This is a genomic window from Neochlamydia sp. EPS4 (genome assembly GCF_000813665.1).
GTDB lineage: Bacteria > Chlamydiota > Chlamydiia > Chlamydiales > Parachlamydiaceae > Neochlamydia.
Genome location: NZ_JSDQ01000028.1, coordinates 81508 through 101761 on the forward strand (window position 1 = coordinate 81508; position 20254 = coordinate 101761).

Annotated in this window: 14 protein-coding genes and 1 pseudogene; 7 read left to right on the forward strand and 8 right to left on the reverse strand. The window is 38.4% G+C overall.

Annotation, left to right across the window (positions count from 1 at the left end):
* Positions 1-149: 149 nt before the first annotated feature.
* The 3 genes from hemH to DB42_RS02325 are packed head-to-tail and all read right to left on the reverse strand — an operon-like array spanning position 150 to position 3645.
* Positions 150-1181, reverse strand: coding sequence for a ferrochelatase (hemH, locus tag DB42_RS02315; protein ID WP_044881555.1), 1032 nt, complete (start codon positions 1179-1181; stop codon positions 150-152).
* A 2-nt stretch (positions 1182-1183) separates the two neighbouring features.
* Entirely contained in the window at positions 1184-3022 is a 1839-nt protein-coding gene (locus tag DB42_RS11145) for an MBL fold metallo-hydrolase (protein ID WP_162180742.1), read from the reverse strand.
* Positions 3023-3033: 11 nt separating this feature from the next.
* Entirely contained in the window at positions 3034-3645 is a 612-nt protein-coding gene (locus DB42_RS02325) for an HAD-IB family hydrolase (RefSeq protein WP_044881556.1), read from the reverse strand.
* Between the two features lie 89 nt (positions 3646-3734).
* On the opposite strand from DB42_RS02325, the gene DB42_RS02330 reads away from it, so the two are divergent.
* The 4 genes from DB42_RS02330 (at position 3735) to DB42_RS02345 (ending at position 7439) form a co-directional block, all read left to right on the forward strand.
* Positions 3735-4697, forward strand: a complete 963-nt coding sequence (locus DB42_RS02330; protein WP_044881557.1) for an SDR family NAD(P)-dependent oxidoreductase — start codon at positions 3735-3737, stop codon at positions 4695-4697.
* 145 nt (positions 4698-4842) lie between these two features.
* Entirely contained in the window at positions 4843-5463 is a 621-nt protein-coding gene (locus tag DB42_RS02335; protein WP_044881558.1) for a hypothetical protein, read from the forward strand.
* Between the two features lie 102 nt (positions 5464-5565).
* A complete protein-coding gene (locus tag DB42_RS02340; RefSeq protein ID WP_044881559.1) occupies positions 5566-5802 on the forward strand; it encodes a hypothetical protein in 237 nt (78 codons plus the stop codon).
* A gap of 314 nt (positions 5803-6116) precedes the next feature.
* Positions 6117-7439: a hypothetical protein gene (locus DB42_RS02345; protein ID WP_155117385.1), complete on the forward strand. Its 1323-nt coding sequence runs from the start codon at positions 6117-6119 to the stop codon at positions 7437-7439.
* A gap of 316 nt (positions 7440-7755) precedes the next feature.
* Here DB42_RS02345 and DB42_RS02350 read toward each other — a convergent pair whose 3' ends face one another.
* Positions 7756-8520 (reverse strand): polyphenol oxidase family protein, encoded by a 765-nt coding sequence (locus DB42_RS02350; protein ID WP_044881561.1) that lies wholly within the window; start codon positions 8518-8520, stop codon positions 7756-7758.
* A gap of 242 nt (positions 8521-8762) precedes the next feature.
* Here DB42_RS02350 and DB42_RS02355 point away from each other — a divergent pair, with 242 nt between their 5' ends.
* Positions 8763-10943, forward strand: coding sequence for an ATP-dependent helicase (locus tag DB42_RS02355; protein WP_044881562.1), 2181 nt, complete (start codon positions 8763-8765; stop codon positions 10941-10943).
* Between the two features lie 87 nt (positions 10944-11030).
* Here the strand turns inward: DB42_RS02355 and DB42_RS10235 are convergent, their stop codons facing one another.
* Entirely contained in the window at positions 11031-17909 is a 6879-nt protein-coding gene (locus tag DB42_RS10235) for a hypothetical protein (protein WP_052435916.1), read from the reverse strand.
* A gap of 59 nt (positions 17910-17968) precedes the next feature.
* Positions 17969-18175, reverse strand: coding sequence for a hypothetical protein (locus tag DB42_RS02365; RefSeq protein ID WP_044881563.1), 207 nt, complete (start codon positions 18173-18175; stop codon positions 17969-17971).
* Positions 18176-18394: 219 nt separating this feature from the next.
* Here DB42_RS02365 and DB42_RS02370 point away from each other — a divergent pair, with 219 nt between their 5' ends.
* Positions 18395-18655 (forward strand): hypothetical protein, encoded by a 261-nt coding sequence (locus tag DB42_RS02370; RefSeq protein ID WP_044881564.1) that lies wholly within the window; start codon positions 18395-18397, stop codon positions 18653-18655.
* 544 nt (positions 18656-19199) lie between these two features.
* On the opposite strand, the pseudogene DB42_RS11580 reads toward DB42_RS02370, so the two are convergent.
* Both DB42_RS11580 and DB42_RS02385 read right to left on the reverse strand, forming a co-directional pair.
* A pseudogene (locus DB42_RS11580) lies at positions 19200-19382 on the reverse strand (IS5/IS1182 family transposase); the annotation flags it as partial.
* A 43-nt stretch (positions 19383-19425) separates the two neighbouring features.
* Positions 19426-19617: a hypothetical protein gene (locus DB42_RS02385; protein ID WP_039386416.1), complete on the reverse strand. Its 192-nt coding sequence runs from the start codon at positions 19615-19617 to the stop codon at positions 19426-19428.
* Between the two features lie 19 nt (positions 19618-19636).
* Between DB42_RS02385 and DB42_RS02390 the strand changes: the two genes are divergently transcribed.
* Positions 19637-20254: F-box protein (locus tag DB42_RS02390; RefSeq protein WP_044881566.1), on the forward strand; the 618-nt coding region annotated here is incomplete at its 3' end.

Here is a 20254-nt window from a genome sequence, read left to right on the forward strand (position 1 = left end):
TAGGCTCTAGCTTTAAAACTCCTATTTTTTTAAATTTTTTAGAGTCCTGTATTTGATAAATGCTCTCACAGCTTCCGCGATTATCGCTTTTTTGCAAAAAAAAGTAAGAATGGCTTCTTACCCTAGCAAGATTTATCATAGAAAATATTTTAAAATTGCAAGCTGTTTTCCCTTACTATTTTTTCAAGAGCTTTTATCCATACAGTTTCATCATTAAGCCCTTGAACAATATCTAAGCGCTCCCCTCCCATTTTCTTAAATTCTTCCGCATACTCTACGCCAATTTCAAAGGTAGTTTCTAGGCAATCACACACAAAGGAGGGACAAAACACCAAGATTTTCTTTTTATTTTGCCTAGCAAGCTCTTTGATCACATGAGGGGTAAAAGGTTCTAGCCATGGATCTTTGCCTAGGCGTGACTGAAAAGCTAAGCTAGTCTTTTCAGTAGGCAGATTGAGTTGTCCTATGATTGCATGGGCCGTAAGATGGCACTGAGCCGAGTAACAATCAACGTTCTCTTGGCAAGCGTGTTGGCAGCAGTTTTGTGACTTTAAACAGTAATTGTTTTTATCAGCTTTTGTCACTTGCCTCTGAGGAAGCCCATGAAAACTGAACAAGAAATGATCGTATTCTGCTAGGTTATTCTTAAGAGCAACATGGCAAAAGGCCTGGATGACAGCAGGGTGGTCAGCAAAGGAGTTAATAAATGTAATTTTAGGTAAAGATATCTGGTTTTTTAAAATTTCCATGCTTTTTTGATAAACTGATCCCGTAGATGCTGAAGCATATTGAGGAAATAGAGGGAGGATAATCAGTTGTTTAATTCCTTTGTTTAAAAGCAGCAACAGCTTCTTTTCTAAGGAAGGATTTCGATAGCGCATCGCCAGCTCTACATAAAAATTATCACCTAAAGCTTTTTGTAAGGCGTCTCTTACTCTTTTCCCATATACCATCAAAGGTGATCCCTCAGCTGTCCAAATGTTTTGATAGGATCTAGCCGATTGTTTGTAGCGTGCAGGAATGATAATGCCTCTTACAAGTAGCTGCCGTTGTAGCCAAGGAAGGTCTATTACCCTCTCATCGGTTAGAAATTCGACCAAATATTTATACACATCTTTGGGTTGAGGAGAGTCAGGGGTACCTAAATTGACAAGAAGGGTACCGATAGGGGAATGATACATACTTATCCTTGATATGTTTTGCCAGGCTTGAGCACGATAAAGTCTTCTTCAGCAAGGCGATAAAATTTTAAGGCCATTTTAAGCTGTTTTTCCGGATCATCAATAGCTTCATCGGAAAGTCGAAAGGTTCCAAAATGTATAGCAATACTTTTTTTAGAAGCTAAATCTATATGTGCTTGGACGGCATCAGAAGGAGACATATGAAAAGGCTCCATAAACCAACGGGGTTCGTAGGCTCCAATAGGCAATAAAGAAATCCGAGGAGAGCCAAATCTAGCTTTAATTTTCTCAAACACCTGCGCATAGCCTGTATCTCCTGCAAAATAAATCCACTCTAGGTCTTTCCTGATGATAAAGCCTCCCCAAAGGGTCTTATTTTTATTAAAGAGATTTTGCATGCTAAAATGTCTAGCGGGTGTAAAGATGATCTCAAAGTTGTTTGCTTTGATTGCTTCCCACCAATCAAGTTCATCGATGTCTTTCAAGCCTTTTTTCTTGAGATAGTTTTTATTACCTAATCCGGTGATGAATTTAGGGTGATGTTGGGCTTGTATTCGGCGCAGGGTAGGTATATCCATGTGATCGTAGTGATTATGACTCAGAAGCACGAGATGAATAGGAGGTAAATCTTCAAAGCATATACCCGGTGAGTGCACTCTTTTAGGTCCTACCCAAGAGAATGGACTGCAACGTTTAGACCAAATTGGATCGGTAAGTATATTAATATTTCCCCACTGAATCAGTATAGTAGCATGATTAACAAAGGTAAGCCTAAGGTGATCATCATTTATCTGTGTAAGAGGTTTGGCAAGCTGGCTTATAGGAATGCTTTCAGGCCATTTTCTAGGCTTACTTTCCCACATCCAATGAATAAAATCTTTAAAAGAGCGCTTCGTGGGAGGGTTATTATGATAAAGATAGCCATCGTAATGATCAGAAAGACGGTGTTTGCTTAGATAAGCTTTGTAGATAAGTGTCCACCGTAACGAACTATCTTTTCTTTCAAAAGCATAAGCGTAAATTTCTTTAGGGGATAAACGGCTAAAATTAATAATTTCTGCATCGGTAAGTCGATAAATAATGGCATCGGCAGCAGTTTTATTTAAAACGAGCTGTCGCAAGTTTTTAAGGGCTACTTTAAATTGGTACTGTCGAAAACATAAACGTATTAAAGCATATAGAAGCGAGCTTATAAGGAATAAGTGTCCTAATTTAGAAAGATAGGAGAAAGTTTTACTTTCCTGCTCAAGGGTTAAGATATCTAAAGCAACAACCAAAACAAGAAGAAAAACAAAAATTAAGCTTTCAGTGGAGGTTTGAACGATGGGTCCAAAAAACCTTCTAAAGCTTGAAGGTGAAGAGCGGTAAGCTAAAATTTCTTCAAATATAGGCTCTTCAAACCTCATCCGCCCTATGTGCGACAATTCATGAGCTATTAATTCCTTACGGGTATAAAATTTCCCATAATGGGTAGAATTTTGTAAATTCTTCCTTAGCTGCAGGAAAGGATAAGCCGGATAATCATCTGTCTGTTGAAAAATCCATGTGCATCCGCCATGCCAGGGAAGTAATTTGTAATTACTAAAGAAAAGAGGCACCCACGTAGGAAATATATCATAGAGCTTTTGTATTTCTTGGCACCCTTCTTTTAGAATATTGGCAGAACGTGGAGATTCTTCTACAGCAAAGGGAAATTCTTGCAACAGCTCTTGAGTAATCTGACTGTTTAAATTCAAGCAATAGGCTACTCTCTCAGCAAAGGATTGATCACTTTCAGCAGGTCCAGGAATTAAGCCCTCAAAATTACTTTCCATCAGATCTTTTCTAGAGGAATTTGCCATCATCATCTTACTTAATTTAATCGGCGATAAAAGGAAAAGTTAGCGCACTGTAATAGCTCCTGATCTCCCTGGCTATCCCCATAAGCGTACAAAATATAGTTTTTTGTAGGCCCTTCTTCCTCTATTAAACGGCGAACCTTTTCCGCTCCTCGGCAATTTAATCCTTGTAAGTATCCTGTGAGATAACCTTGAGGCGAAAAAGCTACCCGCGAAGCAATGATATTATCAAAACCTACCGCTTGCCCCCAGGGTTTTAAGTAAATATCAAGATTAGCACTTATTAAAACGCAACGATGTCCTTGATTTTTATGCCAAAGAATTCTTTCTAGGGCCTGAGGACGAAGGAGTGTAGGTAAAATTTCTTTAGCATATCTCTCGGCATACATTTTTATCTCATGACGTCCTTTTCCCTTTAAAAAACGAGTAAGCAAAGCTTCTTTGAGTTGTTGACGGGAGAGATATCCTAGAAGATATTGGAAAAAATGAAAGCTTTCTAAACAAAGATTTTTTCTTTTAAGAGCCGAACCGACTACAAAATTTAAAAAGGGTAAAAGAGAATCGCGGTAGGTTAAAGTTCCGTCGAAGTCGAAGGCTGCGATGATAGATGGAGAAGGATTTGCCATACAATTGGGATCTGCTATAAAATGTGGGGATTGCAAAAATTTTATTCACTATTTGCTCTTTTATAATTATGATCTAACAAGAGATTTTGATGAAACATGTTTTAATTACTGGCGCTGCTGGCTTCATAGGCTTTCACTTGGCCAAAGCTTTGAAAAAGCGCGGGGATCATGTTATTGGTATAGATAATTTTAATGATTATTATGATCCCTTGCTCAAAAGAGCACGGGCTAAGGCGGTAGAAAAACATGGGATTGCTTTGTTTGAAGGGGACATCACCGATGCCAACTTTTTATACGAGCTAATTGCCCACCATCAAATTAGCCATCTTATTCATTTAGCAGCACAAGCAGGAGTACGTTACTCTTTAGAAAATCCTCAAGCTTATGTGAAGGCAAACATTGAAGGCTTCCTAAATGTTTTAGAAACTTGCCGTCAATTTCCAGCCCTTCAATTAGTATATGCTTCCTCTTCTTCCGTTTATGGATTAAACCAAAAGATACCTTTCTCTATAGAAGATCGAACGGATCATCAGGCTAGCCTCTATGGAGTGACAAAAAAAGCTAACGAACTTATGGCTTCTACTTATTACCATTTATATCGAGTACCTATTACAGGATTGCGCTTTTTTACTGTATATGGTCCCTGGGGACGCCCCGACATGGCTTACTTCCAATTCACTAAGTCTATCCTTGAGGGAAAACCTATCCATATTTTTAACCATGGCAAAATGAGAAGGGACTTTACCTATATAGACGATATTGTCCAAGGTATTAAATCTTCTATAGATCGGGAAGGTAAAAATGAAATTTTTAATCTTGGTAATCATCAGCCGGTAGATCTTTTAAAAATGGTAGAGATCATTGAGGAAACTGTAGGCAAAAAAGCTGAAAAGATATTTGTACCTATGCAGCCTGGGGATGTTTTAGAAACTTATGCTGATATACAGGCGAGCCAACAGATATTAGGATTTTTGCCTAAAACCACGCTTGAGGAAGGAATTCCTCAGTTTGTGAAATGGTATCTAAATTATTGTTCCACAAAAATAGCTTAAAAGCGGTAAGGTAAGTAAATAAATTATATTAAACTATCTATTGAGACAACTCAAGAGAAGATGCAAGATGAACAACATGTTTTTCTTTTCAAATATCTTTTAAACAAATAATATGCGTATTTTAAGAAATTAGCTTGGTTTATTTATGAGAATTTTTTTGACCCTCTGCCTTTTATTAACTGCTCTAGCTGCTTGTAAAGGCCCTCAACGTTCGCAAGCTCAATCACCTATAAGTAAGGATTATAGTTCAGATGCTTTTACGCGGGCAGCCATACGTCAAGCAACCCGTTTAGCTCATCAGCATCACTGGTATTTAGATGATGCCTGGGCTTATTATAACAGCACCGACAGTGTTCATCGCCTTTGCTTAAATTTTCGTACTCAAAATATTCTAGAGCTCCACCAAGCACGAGCTCAACTCGTGGATGTGGTAGAAGAGCTTTTACAGAATCTAAAATCCAATCCCCTAACTTCTTCTCGTCTAGCTCCTAATTTTTCTGCTGAAAATCTTTTGATTCATGTGGACTTTCAAAGTTTTTGGGGACTATATGGAGATTCAAAATATGTGGGGTGGATGGGACTGGAAAATGGGATGGTTTATTATTATGACTTCGACGTTAAAAATACACAAAATGATCAGTGGTGCAATCGTATAGAAACTTATAATAAAAGCAAAGAAATTGCTCTTATTGAGAAAGAAGCTGAGAAAGAATACCAAGATAGTCTCCCTGCTCCTAAGCGCGTTTTTGAATACCTCAATGAATAGGATCAAATTTTCATTTATTCATGAATAGTGACATGCTTTTTAAAATAGACCAAAAATAGAGGCAGCACTATTGATGCCGTTTTAAAAGATGGAAATAAGTGTGTGAGTGGACCCAAACTACCTGAACAGTCGTTAGAGTTAATTTCCCATAACTTTCAAAATATTTATGCAGCCGCGCATTCTAATCAAGAAATTATCCATCTAGTCCCCTCTTTATGGGGAAATAAGCTTTACTGTCCTTCTGCAGGCTGGAGAGGTAGGGTTCTTCGCTTGATCTATTTTTTTGCAAATGTTTTGGTGGGCAGTGCTTTTTTTGAAAAAAACTTAATGCGGCTATAAAAGCTACACATGCCATTTATCAAGAGCTTGAAAAATTTCGCTACCGCCTCCTTGATAGCACTTATCAAGAGTATTTAAATGCTCGCTTTGCAAATAGTAAAAACCATGCTGCTCTTCCTGTAGTCAATAATGCGAGAGAGCAAATTCAGCTATTTTACCAAGCTACTTACCCTTTAATAGAATTGGTGCGATCAGAAAAAAGCCGGAAATTAAATACCTTTCTACATGCTCATTTTCCTGAGATTTATCATAAAAAAGATAAACCTTTTTATGATAAAACTTCTTTTAAATCTTTAAGAAAGCAGGTGAAAATTATGGCTCTAGAAGGAATGACGGCAGGAGAGCTTCCCTTTCACATTTTTCAAAAGGTAATTTGCAAAGAGCCAATCCAGCAACCCTCACAAGTTGCAGCTAAAGAGCAAAAATCGCTGTTAAAGTTTATAAAAAGAATCCACCAAGCAAAAGAACAGGGAAAGTTTGAGATTGAATTGTTTCATGAGGGCATGAAAAGTCTTATCCTCAGCCTTCCTCATTATCGAAAGGAAAATATAGGAGCTGATTTAGTTTCACTAGAGAAGACTTTAATTAAAGAAGGTTGCTTTCTTTTAGAAAAGTTTGATTTAAAGCATTTGCAATGGCGTGAAGAGCTGCAGCAAGGTTGTAAGCTTATCAAAGCTAATCAACCTTTTTATTTTAGGGATAAGAAAAACCAGGAACATTTATTTGAACTGGGGGACTCCCTTAAAGGCCATGAGACCACTCAATTGCCTAATCTTTATAAAGTTTTCGAAATCTTTAAACCCCATACTTCTCAAAAATATGAAAAGGTTCTTTTTGTAGTAGGGCCTAATAAGCTATGTTTTGAATATAGCAAGCTTTTAAGGTCGGAAGAGTTTTTTTGGGCTCTTGCCACTCCCCAATTTAAGTATATAGATCCTAAAGGAAGATATGCAATCATAGAAAACCTTCCCACTTCTTTAGAAAGCATTGCCTGGCATACCCATAAGAAAAGCAAATTGTCGAAGGTGAATAGAGCCTATGCCGAACCTTTGCGTTTGCTCATTCGTTTTTTTGTAGAAGAAAAAAATACTCCTCGTTATCTAAACGTTGAATATTTTAAATTCGACGGAAAAGGCCGATTAAAATCCACTAAGGATTGCATTCCTTCTGGGTATTTAGATTCAATAGGATTAGAAGAAATAGTCTTTATAGCTGCCCAAGGAAACCTTCCTGTTTATCAGCATATCATTGAACCCTTACTTCAAGCTAGCCAAAATAGAAAAGTTTTAATCTTTTTTCGTCAATCTATACGAACTATTTTTAGCAAATGTCCTGTACCTATCGAAAGCTTAGCAAGGAAATATGGTTTAAAGAATAAACGAGTAAAAACAAGAGCACGCGAACTCCAGCAAAAGGTTGTAAGTTTAAAGGAAGATTGCTATCAAGCCGTTTATCACCATTTTGAGCATGAGGGCATCGATAAATCCAGTCTTTTAAAGAGTATAAAAAAATCTTTGCTAGCTTTGTATAAAAACCACAAAACTTTTGGCAGGTTATGGCCTATTGTTACATCGACCCTATTGATAGAAACAGTGGAATTAGATCCACAAAAGTTTTGTGAGAAAAACTGCAGCTAATCTCTGCTTTTTTGTTAAGTTTAACCATTAAGTCATTCTGTTTTTATAGTCTTTTTCAAAAAGGTTAAAGAAGGCTTTAATCATGCTTCTCTTTTTACTTGAACACGCTCTTATAGGGATAATTGAATAAGGGAGGGAGTCTATCTAAAAGCAAAAGGCGTTTTTTCCGGGATTTTATAATTTTTCAGACAGAGAACGACCGGTGGTAGACATTGCAAGGCCGCCCAAGATAAGAAATACGATGGCTGAGTATCCAATTAAATAAATATATCCTGCTACTTAATCCCTAGCTACCATTCATCTTAATTTTAAAAGCCTAAGAGGACTTTATGGCCACAAACGTTCCATGGCGGCCTGTAATTTTCTCGCGACGATAAGAAAAATAATCTTCCGGATGAGAAAAGTTACTTATTTGTGCAATCTGAATATGATGCTCTAAGACGCCTGCTTGCATAAGTTGATTTTTAGCAATCGTCCATAGATCAAAATAGCATGGACTCATTTGAAATTCCCAAAAGGCTTGAGGCAGTTCCTGACGATAATGAATAAATTCAGCATCGTAAGGCCCTAAGCTAGGAGAAATACAGACATGTAAATTATCGGGAAAGGATCCATAATGGTGCTTCATGAAATTTACAGTTTTGCCATAAATATTTTGTACATTTCCCTTCCAACCCGCATGGACATTGGCGATAGCTTGTTGAACAGGATCGTAAAAAATTGTAGCTTGGCAATCTGCATGGGTAATCATCAACACTGTATCGTGCAATACAGTTGATAAAGCGTCACAGGTAGGCCTTAAACCTTTATTTTTATGGGTAATTTCTACAATTTTATCGGCGTGTTCTAATTGGCAGTCGTAAAGGTTTTTAAAAGCAAAAATCTTTTTTACTTTTTCGCGATTAAGCCTAACATTTTTATTTTCCAGGAGGTTTTGCAAGCTAAAGCCCATATTTAAGCTTGCAAACAAATCTGTACTATATCCTCCATGACGTAAAAGGATGCCATGAGTAAGATTTTTAAAAGGCGCTAAAAGTTCAAATTCAAGCCATGAAATTCCATGGCATTCGCGACGTTGCATGTAGAAAGCCTTTGGTTACCCGCTATATTTACATCACTAGCGCTTCTATTTCAAGATTTCTGCAAAAAAACTTAAGGAAGGGAAAAAATTAAAACCGATTATGAGCAAAAGATTTACACGGCTAGCAAAAAGAACGTTGAATAATTTTTACTTAAAAAGCGAATTTTAAGAAGATCTCTGGAAATAAATGATTTATACTTATAAAATTCATAATCTTTACCTTGTTTAAGGCTTAACTTCTTATGACTTTATTATCTCAGCTAAATGAAGAGCAACTTGGGGCAGTGAATGCTATTGAAGGCCCTATTCTGGTATTAGCAGGAGCAGGTTCAGGAAAAACACGGGTTGTTACTTCGCGTATAGCCTCTTTAATTGAAATGGGAGTCCCAACTTCTCAAATCCTAGGTTTAACTTTTACTAATAAAGCTGCTGAAGAAATGCGCGAGCGTATTCGCATCTTAGTAGGAAGGCAAGCTCCTCTTCTATGTACTTTTCATAGTTTAGGAGCCAGAATTTTACGTGAATCTATTCAAGCTTTAGGATATGAGCGTGACTTTACCATTTATGATGAAGAAGACATCCATAAAGTGCTTCAAGCTTGCCTAGTGGAGTTGGAGATTAAAGATAAAAAGATGGATACCAAGACCTTTCGAGGATTGATTTCAAAAGCTAAAAATGCTTTGCAAAGGCCGGAAGATATTAAAGTAAGTTATATGTCTTCACCGGCTGAGGAATATCTTTCTCGTGTTTATTCTCTCTACCAAACTAAGTTAAAACATTATAACGCCGTAGATTTTGATGATCTTCTTTTTTTGGTAGTAAGGCTTTTTCAAGAACATCCCGATAAGCGTGAACAATACCAGGATCGATGGACATTTTTATCTATTGATGAATATCAAGATACCAATGAAGCTCAATATAAAATTTTAAATTATTTAGTGCAAAAGCACGGCAATTTATTTGTGGTAGGGGACCCGGATCAATCTATCTATTCCTGGCGGGGAGCCAACATTAATAATATTTTAAATTTTGAAAAAGATTATCCTGGTGCTCAGATCTTTCGCCTACAACAAAACTATCGTAGTTGTAGCAATATTTTAGAAGCGGCGAATGCTGTGATTGCTCATAATGCCAATCGCTATGAAAAACAGCTGTGGAGCGATTTAGGTAAAGGAGAAAAAATAAAGTTTTATGCTAGCGATACTGAGCGTGATGAAGCGGATTTTGTAGCCGATAAAATTCGCCAGCATCGTGAGCAAGGCATTCCCTATAATGAAATAGTAGTGTTTTATCGCACCAATAATCAATCACGCGCTTTTGAAGATTATTTTCTATATCGCCAGATCCCCTATGTAATTGTAGGAGGTTTATCTTTTTACCAAAGACGCGAAATTAAAGATATTTTATCTTTCTTGCGTATGGTTTATTCAGGGACCGATTATATTTCTTTTTTAAGGAGCCTCAATATCCCTCGCAGAGGAATAGGAGCAGCTTCTTTAGAAAAAATTCGCCTGGCAGCCTCGAAAGAGCAATTGTCAATTTTAGCTTATTGCGAAGCTATTGCTGAAGATAAAGTTTTGCAGCATCCTATTAAGCTAGCTACTAAGCAAAAAGAAGCTTTAAAGCAATATTTAGGGATTATCTATCGTTTGCGAGAAGTGGCTAAATCAGCTTCTTTACAAGAATTAGTGCGGGCTGCCATAGATGAGACCGACTATCTTCAATTTTTAGCTGAGGATCCCGAGTCTTTTGAAGATCGTAAAGGGAATTTGGATGCTTTAATTACCAAAGCAATTGAATGGGAACAAACCGCTGTCGACGCGACTTTAAGGGCTTTCCTAGAAGAGCTTACCTTAAAGTCTAGTCTAGACGAGGCCGATACCAAGAAAGATCGCGTAAGCTTAATGACCATTCACAATGGAAAAGGATTAGAATTTAAAGTCGTTTTCTTAGTGGGAATCGAAGAGGATTTATTTCCTCATGTTAATTCTAAAGATAAGCTTGAGGCTTTAGAAGAAGAACGACGTCTTTTCTATGTAGGAATGACGCGTGCCAAAGAATGTTTATATTTAACACACTCCCAATATAGATATATGTGGGGCATGGCACGGCATCAGCTCCCTAGTCGTTTTATGCGTGAGGTGCCCAGAGAATACTTAGAACGTATTCATCAATCGCCACTTCCAACTTTTAGACCTAAAGACTATACGGGAGAAAAGGGCGAGCCAAGCATAAATGGAGGCGAGGATCAATCGTTTGATCACTATGAAATAGGAGCTGCTATCTTTCATCAAGAGTTTGGGATAGGGATCATTCGTGAGGTTTATCAAAGTTCTCTAGGACTTACCTACAAAATCTTTTTTTCTAAAGATAATCGCGAAAGAAGTATTGTCGCTAAATATGCTAAGCTTAAAAAGTTATGATCAACTTGATTAATCTAAAAAGTTTATTTAAGGTATGAAAAGGGTGTTTTTGTTGAACGGCCCTTGTCTCGATTAGAATAAAGGTTCTCATTCCTTATTTTCTTTTTTCCCCGTAAGCAAATAATCGGGTGAAATAATCTTTTTGTGAGCTAGGTAAGAGGAAATATTGATCAAATAACTTTGAGCCTGCTGAAGCTTTTGTTGGCTAAATAGAGAATAATCGCAATGCTGAAGATCTAATAGCTGAATTTGAAAATGAGCTGTCGTTCTCTTGATTTCATCATCTGCTTCTTGAAAGTCGCTTGATGCAAAATAGCCGTTGAGCACATTCCATAGCTGCAAGGCAAGCAGAGAAACAGAATCAGCAGAAAGAGAATCCAAAAACCTTCTTTCACCTGGAAGGAAATTTTCTGTAGAAAGAGTATGATCAGCCTCAGGTATATAATTTACCTCGTGGTTTAGCGCCTTCTTATCATGGCTAGAATTCAATTTTTTTGCCAAAGAAGCTGCTTGAGATTTTTGCCCTTCCACTGCTTGTCGCTGCGTTTGATTTTTTCTTAAAGATTCACGGATAAAAGCTACCGTTGGGTTTTTGCTATTAATATTCCAAGATAGGCCCAGGGAAGTGAGTGAAGTATTGGTTTCCAAGGCTTTAGCTAAAGCCTTAATAGCTTCATAATTTGTGAAATTCTTCCCGCTTAGATTTAGTTCAGTGAGCGAGGTATTCGTTTCAAGTGCTTTAGCTAAAGCGCTAAAGCCGTCATAGCCTATCCTATTAGACCTAAGGTTTAACTTAGTAAGCGAGGTATTCTTTTCAAGAGCTTTGCCTAAAGCGCTAGCGCCTTCACTGCCTATCTCATGGTTGTAAAGATTTAGTGCAGTGAGCGAGTGATTGGTTTCTAGGGCTTTAGCTAAAGCGCTAGCGCCTTCGGCTTTAGCTAAAGCCCTATCGGCTTCAGCTATAGCTAAGGGACTAGCAACTTCATAGGCTATCTCATTGTTGTAAAGATCTAGTGTAGTGAGCGAATTATTGGTTTCTAGGGCTTTAGCTAAAGCACTAGCGCCTTCAAGACCTATCTCATTGCCTTTAAGGTTTAGTATAGTGAGCGAATGATTGGTTCCTAGGGCTTTACCTAAAGCGCTTGCAGCTTCATAGCCTATCTGATTGTCGTTAAGAACTAGTAGGGTAAGCGAATGATTGGTTGCGAGGACCTTGCTTAAAGCGCTAGTACCTTCATAGCCTATCTCATTCCCTGAAAGGTCTAGTTCAGTAAGCGAGGTATTGGTTTCGAGAGCTTTGCTTAAAGCGCTAGTACCTTCATAGCCTATCTCATTCCTTGAAAGGCTTAGTGCAGTAAGCGAGGCATTGGTTTCGAGAGCTTTGCTTAAAGCGCTAGTACCTTCATAGCCTATCTTATTCCTTGAAAGGCTTAGTGCAGTAAGCGAATTATTGGTTTTGAGGGCTTTGCTTAAAGCGCTAGTACCTTCATAGCCTATCCCATTCTCTGAAAGTTCTAGTTCAGTAAGCGAAGTATTGGTTTCGAGGGCTTTGCTTAAAGCTCTAGTACCTTCATAGCCTATCTTATTAGAACTAAGGTTTAATTTAGTGAGCGAAATATTGGTTTCGAGGGCTTTGCTTAAAGCGCTAGTACCTTCATAGCCTATCTCATTTCCTGAAAGGTCTAGTTCAGTAAGCGAAGTATTGGTTTCGAGGGCTTTAGCTAAAGAGCTAGCGCCCTCCTTGCCTATCCTATTGTTATAAAGCTCTAATACAGTGAGCGAAATATTGGTTTCGAGAGCTTTGCTTAAAGCGCTAGTACCTTCATAGCCTATCCTATTGTTATTAAGATTTAGCTTAGTGAACGAGGCATTACTCTTTAATGCTTTAGCTAAAGCGCTAGCACCTTCATTGTCTATCTTATTCATATCAAGATTTAGCTCAGTGAGCGAAGTATTCTTTTCTAGAGCTTTGCCTAAAGCGCTAGCCCCTTCCTTGCCTATCTCATTCCATGAAAGGTCTAGTTTAGTGATTGAGGCATTAATTTCTAAGACTTTGCCTAAAGCGCTAGCGCCTTCCTTCCTTATCTGATCGCTTGAAAGGAGTAGTTTAGTAAGCGAAGTATTCGTTTTGAGGGCTTTAGCTAAAGCGATACTGCCTTCATTATCTATTATCCCTGCTTTAAGACTTAGGTGAACAAGGGATTTATTTATTCTAAGCCCATCTAGTAAAGCGCTGAGCTCCTCGTATGGTAGCCTTTGTGTCTTAGAACACCATTTATTAAGAGAATTATTAAGTAGGCCTTGCAGCTGCTCCATGACTTGAGAAGAAAAATTTTCTAAGTTATATCGAATAAGTAAAGGGTGTTGATGGATAAGCTTATAATGAGGCAAAGAAGAAAGATCACAGCCAGCCAAAGTTATACGCCTGAGATGAGGACAGCTTTTAGCTAAAGCTTGAATTTGTTTTGCCGAAAGACTTAGGCACCCCTCTAGCTCGAGTTCCTCTAAAAGAGGGGCGTCTAACTGTAGCGAGGTCAAGGCTTGATTATTTTTTAAAATAAGAAAACGTAGCTTAGGGGCTTTTAAGCTAAGCTTATAAAGATGAGGGCAGTTAGAGAGGTTAAGATGAGTTAAACAAGATAATTCGGGGAAAGAAAAAGACTTTAAAGAGGAGCAATGGCTAGCATCTAGCTTATTAAGGGCAGCAGAAGCTACGATTAGTTTTTTTAAAAGGGCCTCCGTTAAAGATTGGCAGTGGTGTAAGGATAAAGTCTCAAAAGAGGAGGAGGTCATGGCTTTTAGCAGAGCAAGTTCTTGCTTTTGCTGAGAAATATCTATAAATGCTAGGGCATTTTCACGCAAGTCATCAGTCAAAAGCTCGTGAAAAGGTGCAATATTTCCTTTTTGTATGGACGCAGCAACGGCACGGAGATAGTTAGGATGGCTTTGACTCATTAAAGTCTGCAGCTCTTTTAATGCTTCTTTAGGGATATAGCGTTCTTCATGCTTAACTAGATCTTTAGTAGGCATATTACTGGATTTTAAAAGCGAGTGACTGGTACTTGAGGTTACTAAGCCATGAAGGCTTTTTTCGTAAAATTGCCCTGGCCCTTTTAAGAAACGGCTATAGATTTGGGCGCTAGTATCTTGTAAAAGGTGCTCGTAATATTTTCCTAAAGGAGGGTCTAAGCGGATTAAAAGCTCTAGAGGGGTCAGATCAAGATTATTATTTAAAGCTCTTTGCAGGCGGGTAAGCTTTTGATAAATTTTAGCTACCGTCCTAGGTGGTAAGAGAATAGAAATTACAGGGCTTTGCTTATGGTAAGCATAGGCAAAGTCGCGCTCTTCTTCGGTAAAGAGTTTGGTATAGCGCTGCTGTTGTATGTCCAAGTTTGCTAACCAAGTGCGTAATATTTCTAATGGATCAATTTGTAAAAAGCGTTCTTTTGTTTTAGGATGAAGAGCTTCTTGCATTTGGTTTAAGCAAAATAGGATGCATTTGACTTGCAACTTTCCTTCTGTTGAAAAAGAAGGAATCAAAGCGTGATCATTATCGACACAAACTAGCTGTTCTTTCTGCTCACCTTGATGATTGATAAAAGATTGCAAGATGTAGTTATCAGGCTTGCCATCTTCTGGGTTAACTAGCATAGCTAGGAGCATCATATTATGCACCCGGTGTAAGTCTAAATCAACTAACGTATTGCCTGCTTTTAAGGCGTCATCTAAGTTTTGTCCTTCACTTGTTTCCGAAACTAATAGAGGGTAAGCGTTGCGACGGGCATTGTAGCATTTAAATAGCTCGGTTTCCGGTGTGCCATGTCCAATGAGCACACGATGGAGACTTCCTACTGCATATTCCCTACCTGCCATCTCAGGGTGAGGTTTAAAATGCAATTTGCGATGTAGATAGCTTACTGCTACGACTGCACTGCGTCCATGGGTGCGAGGAAGCTTAATAAAATCTAAGGCTGCATTTAATGGAAGCTGTTGCATGACTAGGGGGTGTAATTTGGCTCGACCTGAATCTACTCCTTCCCATTCAAAGCCTTGGCCAGTGCGTGGTAGGGTAAATAGTGCAAGAGAGCGCAGGTAAGCAAAGGCTGGCAATTGAGCTTCTAAAAGATGCAAAGCCTTTCCTAGCTCAGAGTTTTGCGCATGCATTTTGGCAAATTCTAAAATTCTAGCCGGATGCGTTTTAACGCCTGCTCCTTTTTTAGCTAGCTCGATAAATACCAATAAGTTGTTATCGGCGATGGCTTTTTCTAAGGGCGTTCTTCCTTGATGAAAGTGATCAGGGTGTTCTAAATCTGCTCCCTTGCTAACCAGCTTGGCTAATAAAAAAGAAAAGCGGGTGGGGGCATGGATAGCACGATTAATGAGAGGAAAAAGAGGAGGAGAATGCTGATCATCGACAGCATTAGGGTTAGTATCTTCTTGGGCTAGCAAAAGATCAGCAATGGAAAATACTTGCCCTTCATCTAAGTGAGGTGAATCATAGGTGCGCATCAGTTTATGCAAAGCTGTTTGTCCAGCTTCATCGGCATGGTTAGCTTTAGCTCCTAAGTGCAGGGCCAACTTAACTAATGAGGCTTTGCCTAGTTGGATAGCAATCAGCAAAAAATTCTGTTTTTGCATCAAAGAAAGAGGAAGACGAGGGCAGAAGGAGAGAGCACTGACTATCTTCAGGGGATCAAGCAAGGTAGGAATAGGGGCTGACCAGTTAAGGGCTGCTAGAAAGTCGCTAGCTTCTTCTTCTAATGGTACCAAAAAGGGGAGAGTATCCGTTGCAGTTAAAGTGGTAGGCTCTAGGAGAGCTTCCACGTTTGTGCGTTGACGATGTAGGGCTAGCAGTGCATCTAAAGGATTAGCATGCCTTTGCATTAAAACTTGATAGCAGGCAAAAGCAGTTGGCTCTAAAGCTTGAAAAAGGTCATAATGGGTCACATGATCTTGTTTAAGCTTATCTTGTAGGATTTGCAATTTTGTAAACAATGTAGACAATAATCCTTTAGGCAGTAAAAGGGGAATATCTAGCTTTTTATCGGCTGCTTCATCTAAAAAATCTTCTTTCGTTAAGTTTTTTTGATGAATAAGCCTTTGGTACTGCTGGTTTCTTTGGTCTAATTGCTGGATCCATTGTAGCAAAAAATCACGTGGTTTTAAAATCAAAATGAATTCTTTAACTGAGTTAGCGATCGGTTGGCTCATGCATCCTTTAAGCAATAAAGGCAGGCATTTTAAATGAATGCCATGTCCTTGTTTTGCTGGAATAATAGCAGGCTCAAAAGCGCGGTCATTATCAATGCAGGCCAGCCTTAAGCTTTCTATCTCTTGGTCTTTCCAAATAAGCTCTATAATGTAGTTATCGGCCTTACCATCATTAGGGAGAATAAGGAGGCTAGCGATGACTAGGCTGCTAAACGCTTCTTTATCAATTTTTTTTAGTAAAGGAGGGATAAGGCAAAAAAGCTCTCCTATAGACTTTCCTGGAAAAAGCTTAGCGATCCAGCGCAAAGCTAAAGGTAGGTCGATTAAAGAGGCTAAAGAAGCTTTTGAAGCTAGCTTAGGATGTAACTTTAATAGGGCTAAAAGTTGCCAAAAGTTATTTTCTTCTTTACTTTTCAAATAATCTTCATGAAAAGCACGTAAGCCTTGCTCTTCAGATTTTAGGCTAAACTCTCCCTTAGAAGAAAATTCGCTTAAAAGCTGCTCTTCAGGCAGCTGCTCCATCCAGGTTCTATACGCGCGGAAAAGCTCCTGAGGATTAGAAGGATAAGACTTATGCACTTCTTTTAAAAGAAAGGGCCAGCTTTCAATAACCTCTTCTGCCGTCAGTAAGCGTTCATCACACAATAAATCAAACATTTCTAAAACGCTAATAAGGTCAGCTAACAAGATAGCTTGAGGACGTATACTTTCATTAGCATGCCCGATGGTATAGCCTACCTGTACTGTACGGGCTTCCAAATAAGCAACCTTGCATAATTTCTCTTTAAGCTCAGGCTGATCTTTGAAGATTTGCTGAGAGGTTTTGCCCTGCCATAGTTGCTGCTTAAAAGCTTTTTTGGCTTCCTGATCCAAAGAGGCTTGCCAGTTGAAGGTTAAGACGTTGGAGATTTTAAGGAAAGAGGTAGGAGCTGCAATTAAAGAGGTGAGAGAAAAAGCTTGAGTTAAAGAAGTAGCCGCATATTCCCAAGCAGGGTTTAGATAATCAGAGACCACAGCAGCAGTAGGATTAGCTTTACAGTGTAAGCCTTCTAAAGAAGCGACGGCATGCCTGCCATGGGTATTGGTGCGGCAAGGCAGGCCTAGCTCATCGATAGAAAGCATAGCGCGCGCTTTGTTTATATCAAGGAGAAGAAAACCCACGGAATCCCCACAGACTTGGGCTTTCAAGGCTAGCAAAGCCTCTCGCTCTCTTAAGCTAGAGGCCTCAAGGAGCTGAGTTATAAAGTTAGTATAATAGGCCTCTAAGATTTTTAGCTTGTCTTTAAAGGAGGAAGTTGTAATTGAGGCTATAGTCTCTACAATAGCAGCTAAGACTTTATGAAAAGGTTGTAAACGTGGATATGAAGCCACACTTATCCCCTGTTCTACTATTTCCTTTCTTTGCTCTTCTGTGACTATAAACCAGGGTAGCTTCAGAGCAGGCAAAAGCTTAGCTAGTTTACTTTTTTCCTCGGAGGTATAAAGAGAAGACTCGGCATGAAGGTGGGCCAGAGTTTCTCCTAATAAATCTTTTTCTCTACCTAAATAGGCTGTCAGGCGCTGCATTAAAAGCTTTTCCTCAGACGTACCTTTGATTGAGAATATAGAGGTATTAAGAGGAGATGGGGAAGGAGAGCCTTTGTCTTCCTCGATAATTGGAGAAGCAGATAACACGCTCACACTACCTTCTGTTTCTAGTGGGGGCTCTTGATAAAAAATACGAGGCGACAGGCCTAAGCTGGGAGTTGCTTGCATATAAATTCTCTAAATTTTTGATTTTTTTATAACTGCTATTAATATTTAGGTAGAAAAATTTAAAAGGAGTTGGGCTTTAATTTCCTTAGCTCTTGTAAATAGGCATCCCTCACATCTGTTGTCAAAGCAGCACTTTCCTGCATCGTCTCATCAAAAGCTCCTATGAGTCCTCTTAAGCGATAGACTTCCCTTTTAATCCTTGCCATCTCGCTGCTCACCGGATTTAAAGAAGCATCGCAGTGTGAATGATGGGCGGGAATAATCATAGTCTAGAGGGGAGGAAATTTGCATAATTTTATTCCTTAGAAGAGAGAGTTAAATCACAAATAGTTTTGTTAAAAAAACAAATTTAGACTTTTAAATGAGCTTTCTTTATTTCGTCAAGGAAATATTACTATACTTTCTGGTAGAGGGTGTAATTAAAAGTGTTGGCAAGATAAGGAAGAATTAATACCTACTGAAAGCGTAGCAAAAGGAGGTTGCATATGCTTAACGAAGAAGAAGTTAATAATGTAGTAAATCGATTAAAGAATCATCCCAACTTATTAGAATCCATTAGAGAATTATTAGATATTACCGAAGGAATTAAAGGGATTGAAGTGGCGGATGATGCTGAATTTGCTCTTATTCCCGAAGTTAGAGGCTTAGGGAAAAAATGCCTAGAGGATTGGGCAAAGCATCAAGTAAATGAACAAGAAGCCAAGACTCGGGAAATGAAATTAAGGCAGCACTCAAAAAAAAACTAAGTTGGCATACAACATTTGGGATAGTAGGTATGGAAGAGAGATGCTTCCTACAAGCAGGAAAATTGATTAGACCCTTTTCTTTATCTTCTAAGGTTAGATGTAGAGAGTGTTTTTTACCATTAGAGCGAGCAATAACCGACTTTGGAGCAGATATTGCGTTTAGAAAATTAGGGGAAAAGATGAAGGAGCATTATGGAATTGAAGCTTCTTCTTCCATGGTTAGATTGATTACCCAAAAGCATGCAAGCAAAATAGCTAAGCTAAAAAAAGAAGCGTCGAGTCAAGAAGCAATCATTTTTCCGATGTAGGTGTAAGGTAACGATTAGCTTTTTGATCAGTGGATGGCGACTTGGAGCTATTCCTGGAATTTTGATTAAGCTTAAGCCTCCAACTGGACAATACGCGCTTCAAGCTTAATGATTATCTTTTTCGATCTATTTATCCACGGCTTTTAACTGCGCATTTTCAGCTCTTAGCTTTGTATTTTTTCTAACTAGCTGTTCGTATGAAGGTTGCATACTATTCAATAGGCCTTTTTCGAAACTCACATATTCAATTCCCAGTTATAGATTGCTGCAATTAAGTCGAAGCGAAGTGCAAATCTTTTACGTCTATTTCTATAGCGATCTGCTATGTTTTTAAATCGCTTAAGGAGGCCAATGACATTTTCATTGGCAACTCTTTCTCTTGATAAACTTTGATTTGCTTTTTTGTCTTCGTTAGAAAGAATCAATTTCATTCTTTTAGCCAAACCAAAATTGCCGCGTCACTTAATCTCCAAAACCTGTGGCTGCTCCTAAATGCCTGGAAGGTCTCCGCCCTTTCCTTGAATCTATTTGAAACAAAAGCGCTGATAGATCATTTGTGAGTTGTTTTTCATTGATAAGGATACGAATTGGTTTGACTTGCTTTTTTAATTTTTTTATATTGCCTTTGAAAAATAAAAATGCTAAAAAAGTCATCACTACCCAAGGAAATAAAATGCATCCTATCTCTCCGGCATCTATTGAAAGCTTGCCCAATGAATTGCTGCTCCCTATCTTAGAGGCTTGTGTAGTTCCTTCCTTATTTAGCGTCTGTAAAAGATGGCATCATCTGTTGGCTTCTGAATTGATGCCTTCTCTTTATAAACAAATAGGTAAAGTGCATGTTCCTCAAGGAAATGTTAAGGAGCAGGCTCTTATTGTAGATAGGATTTATAAGCTAGAAGAAAAGCTTACTGAAGCAGCAAAGGTAAATGCAATCTTTAAGCAAATCTTTACTTTAGCCAAGTCTCTTTCAACTTTAGAATCTAAAGAGAAAACAGAAGAAAAAAGAGGCTTAACTCTGGCTAATTACTCTTCTTATCTCTTAAATATTAATCGCCTTTTATTTTGGAAAAAACTTCCTGCTGGGGAAAAATACTTGAGCCGAGAAGAAATTAAGCACTTGCCTCTAGTAGAATTTAAATGGAAAACAGAAGAAAAAAGAGGCTTAACCCTGGCTAATTACTCTTCTTATCTCTTAAATATTAATCGCCTTTTACTTTGGAAAAAACTTCCTGGTGGGGAAGAATACTTGAGCCGAGAAGAAATTAAGCACTTGCCTCTACAAAAAAAA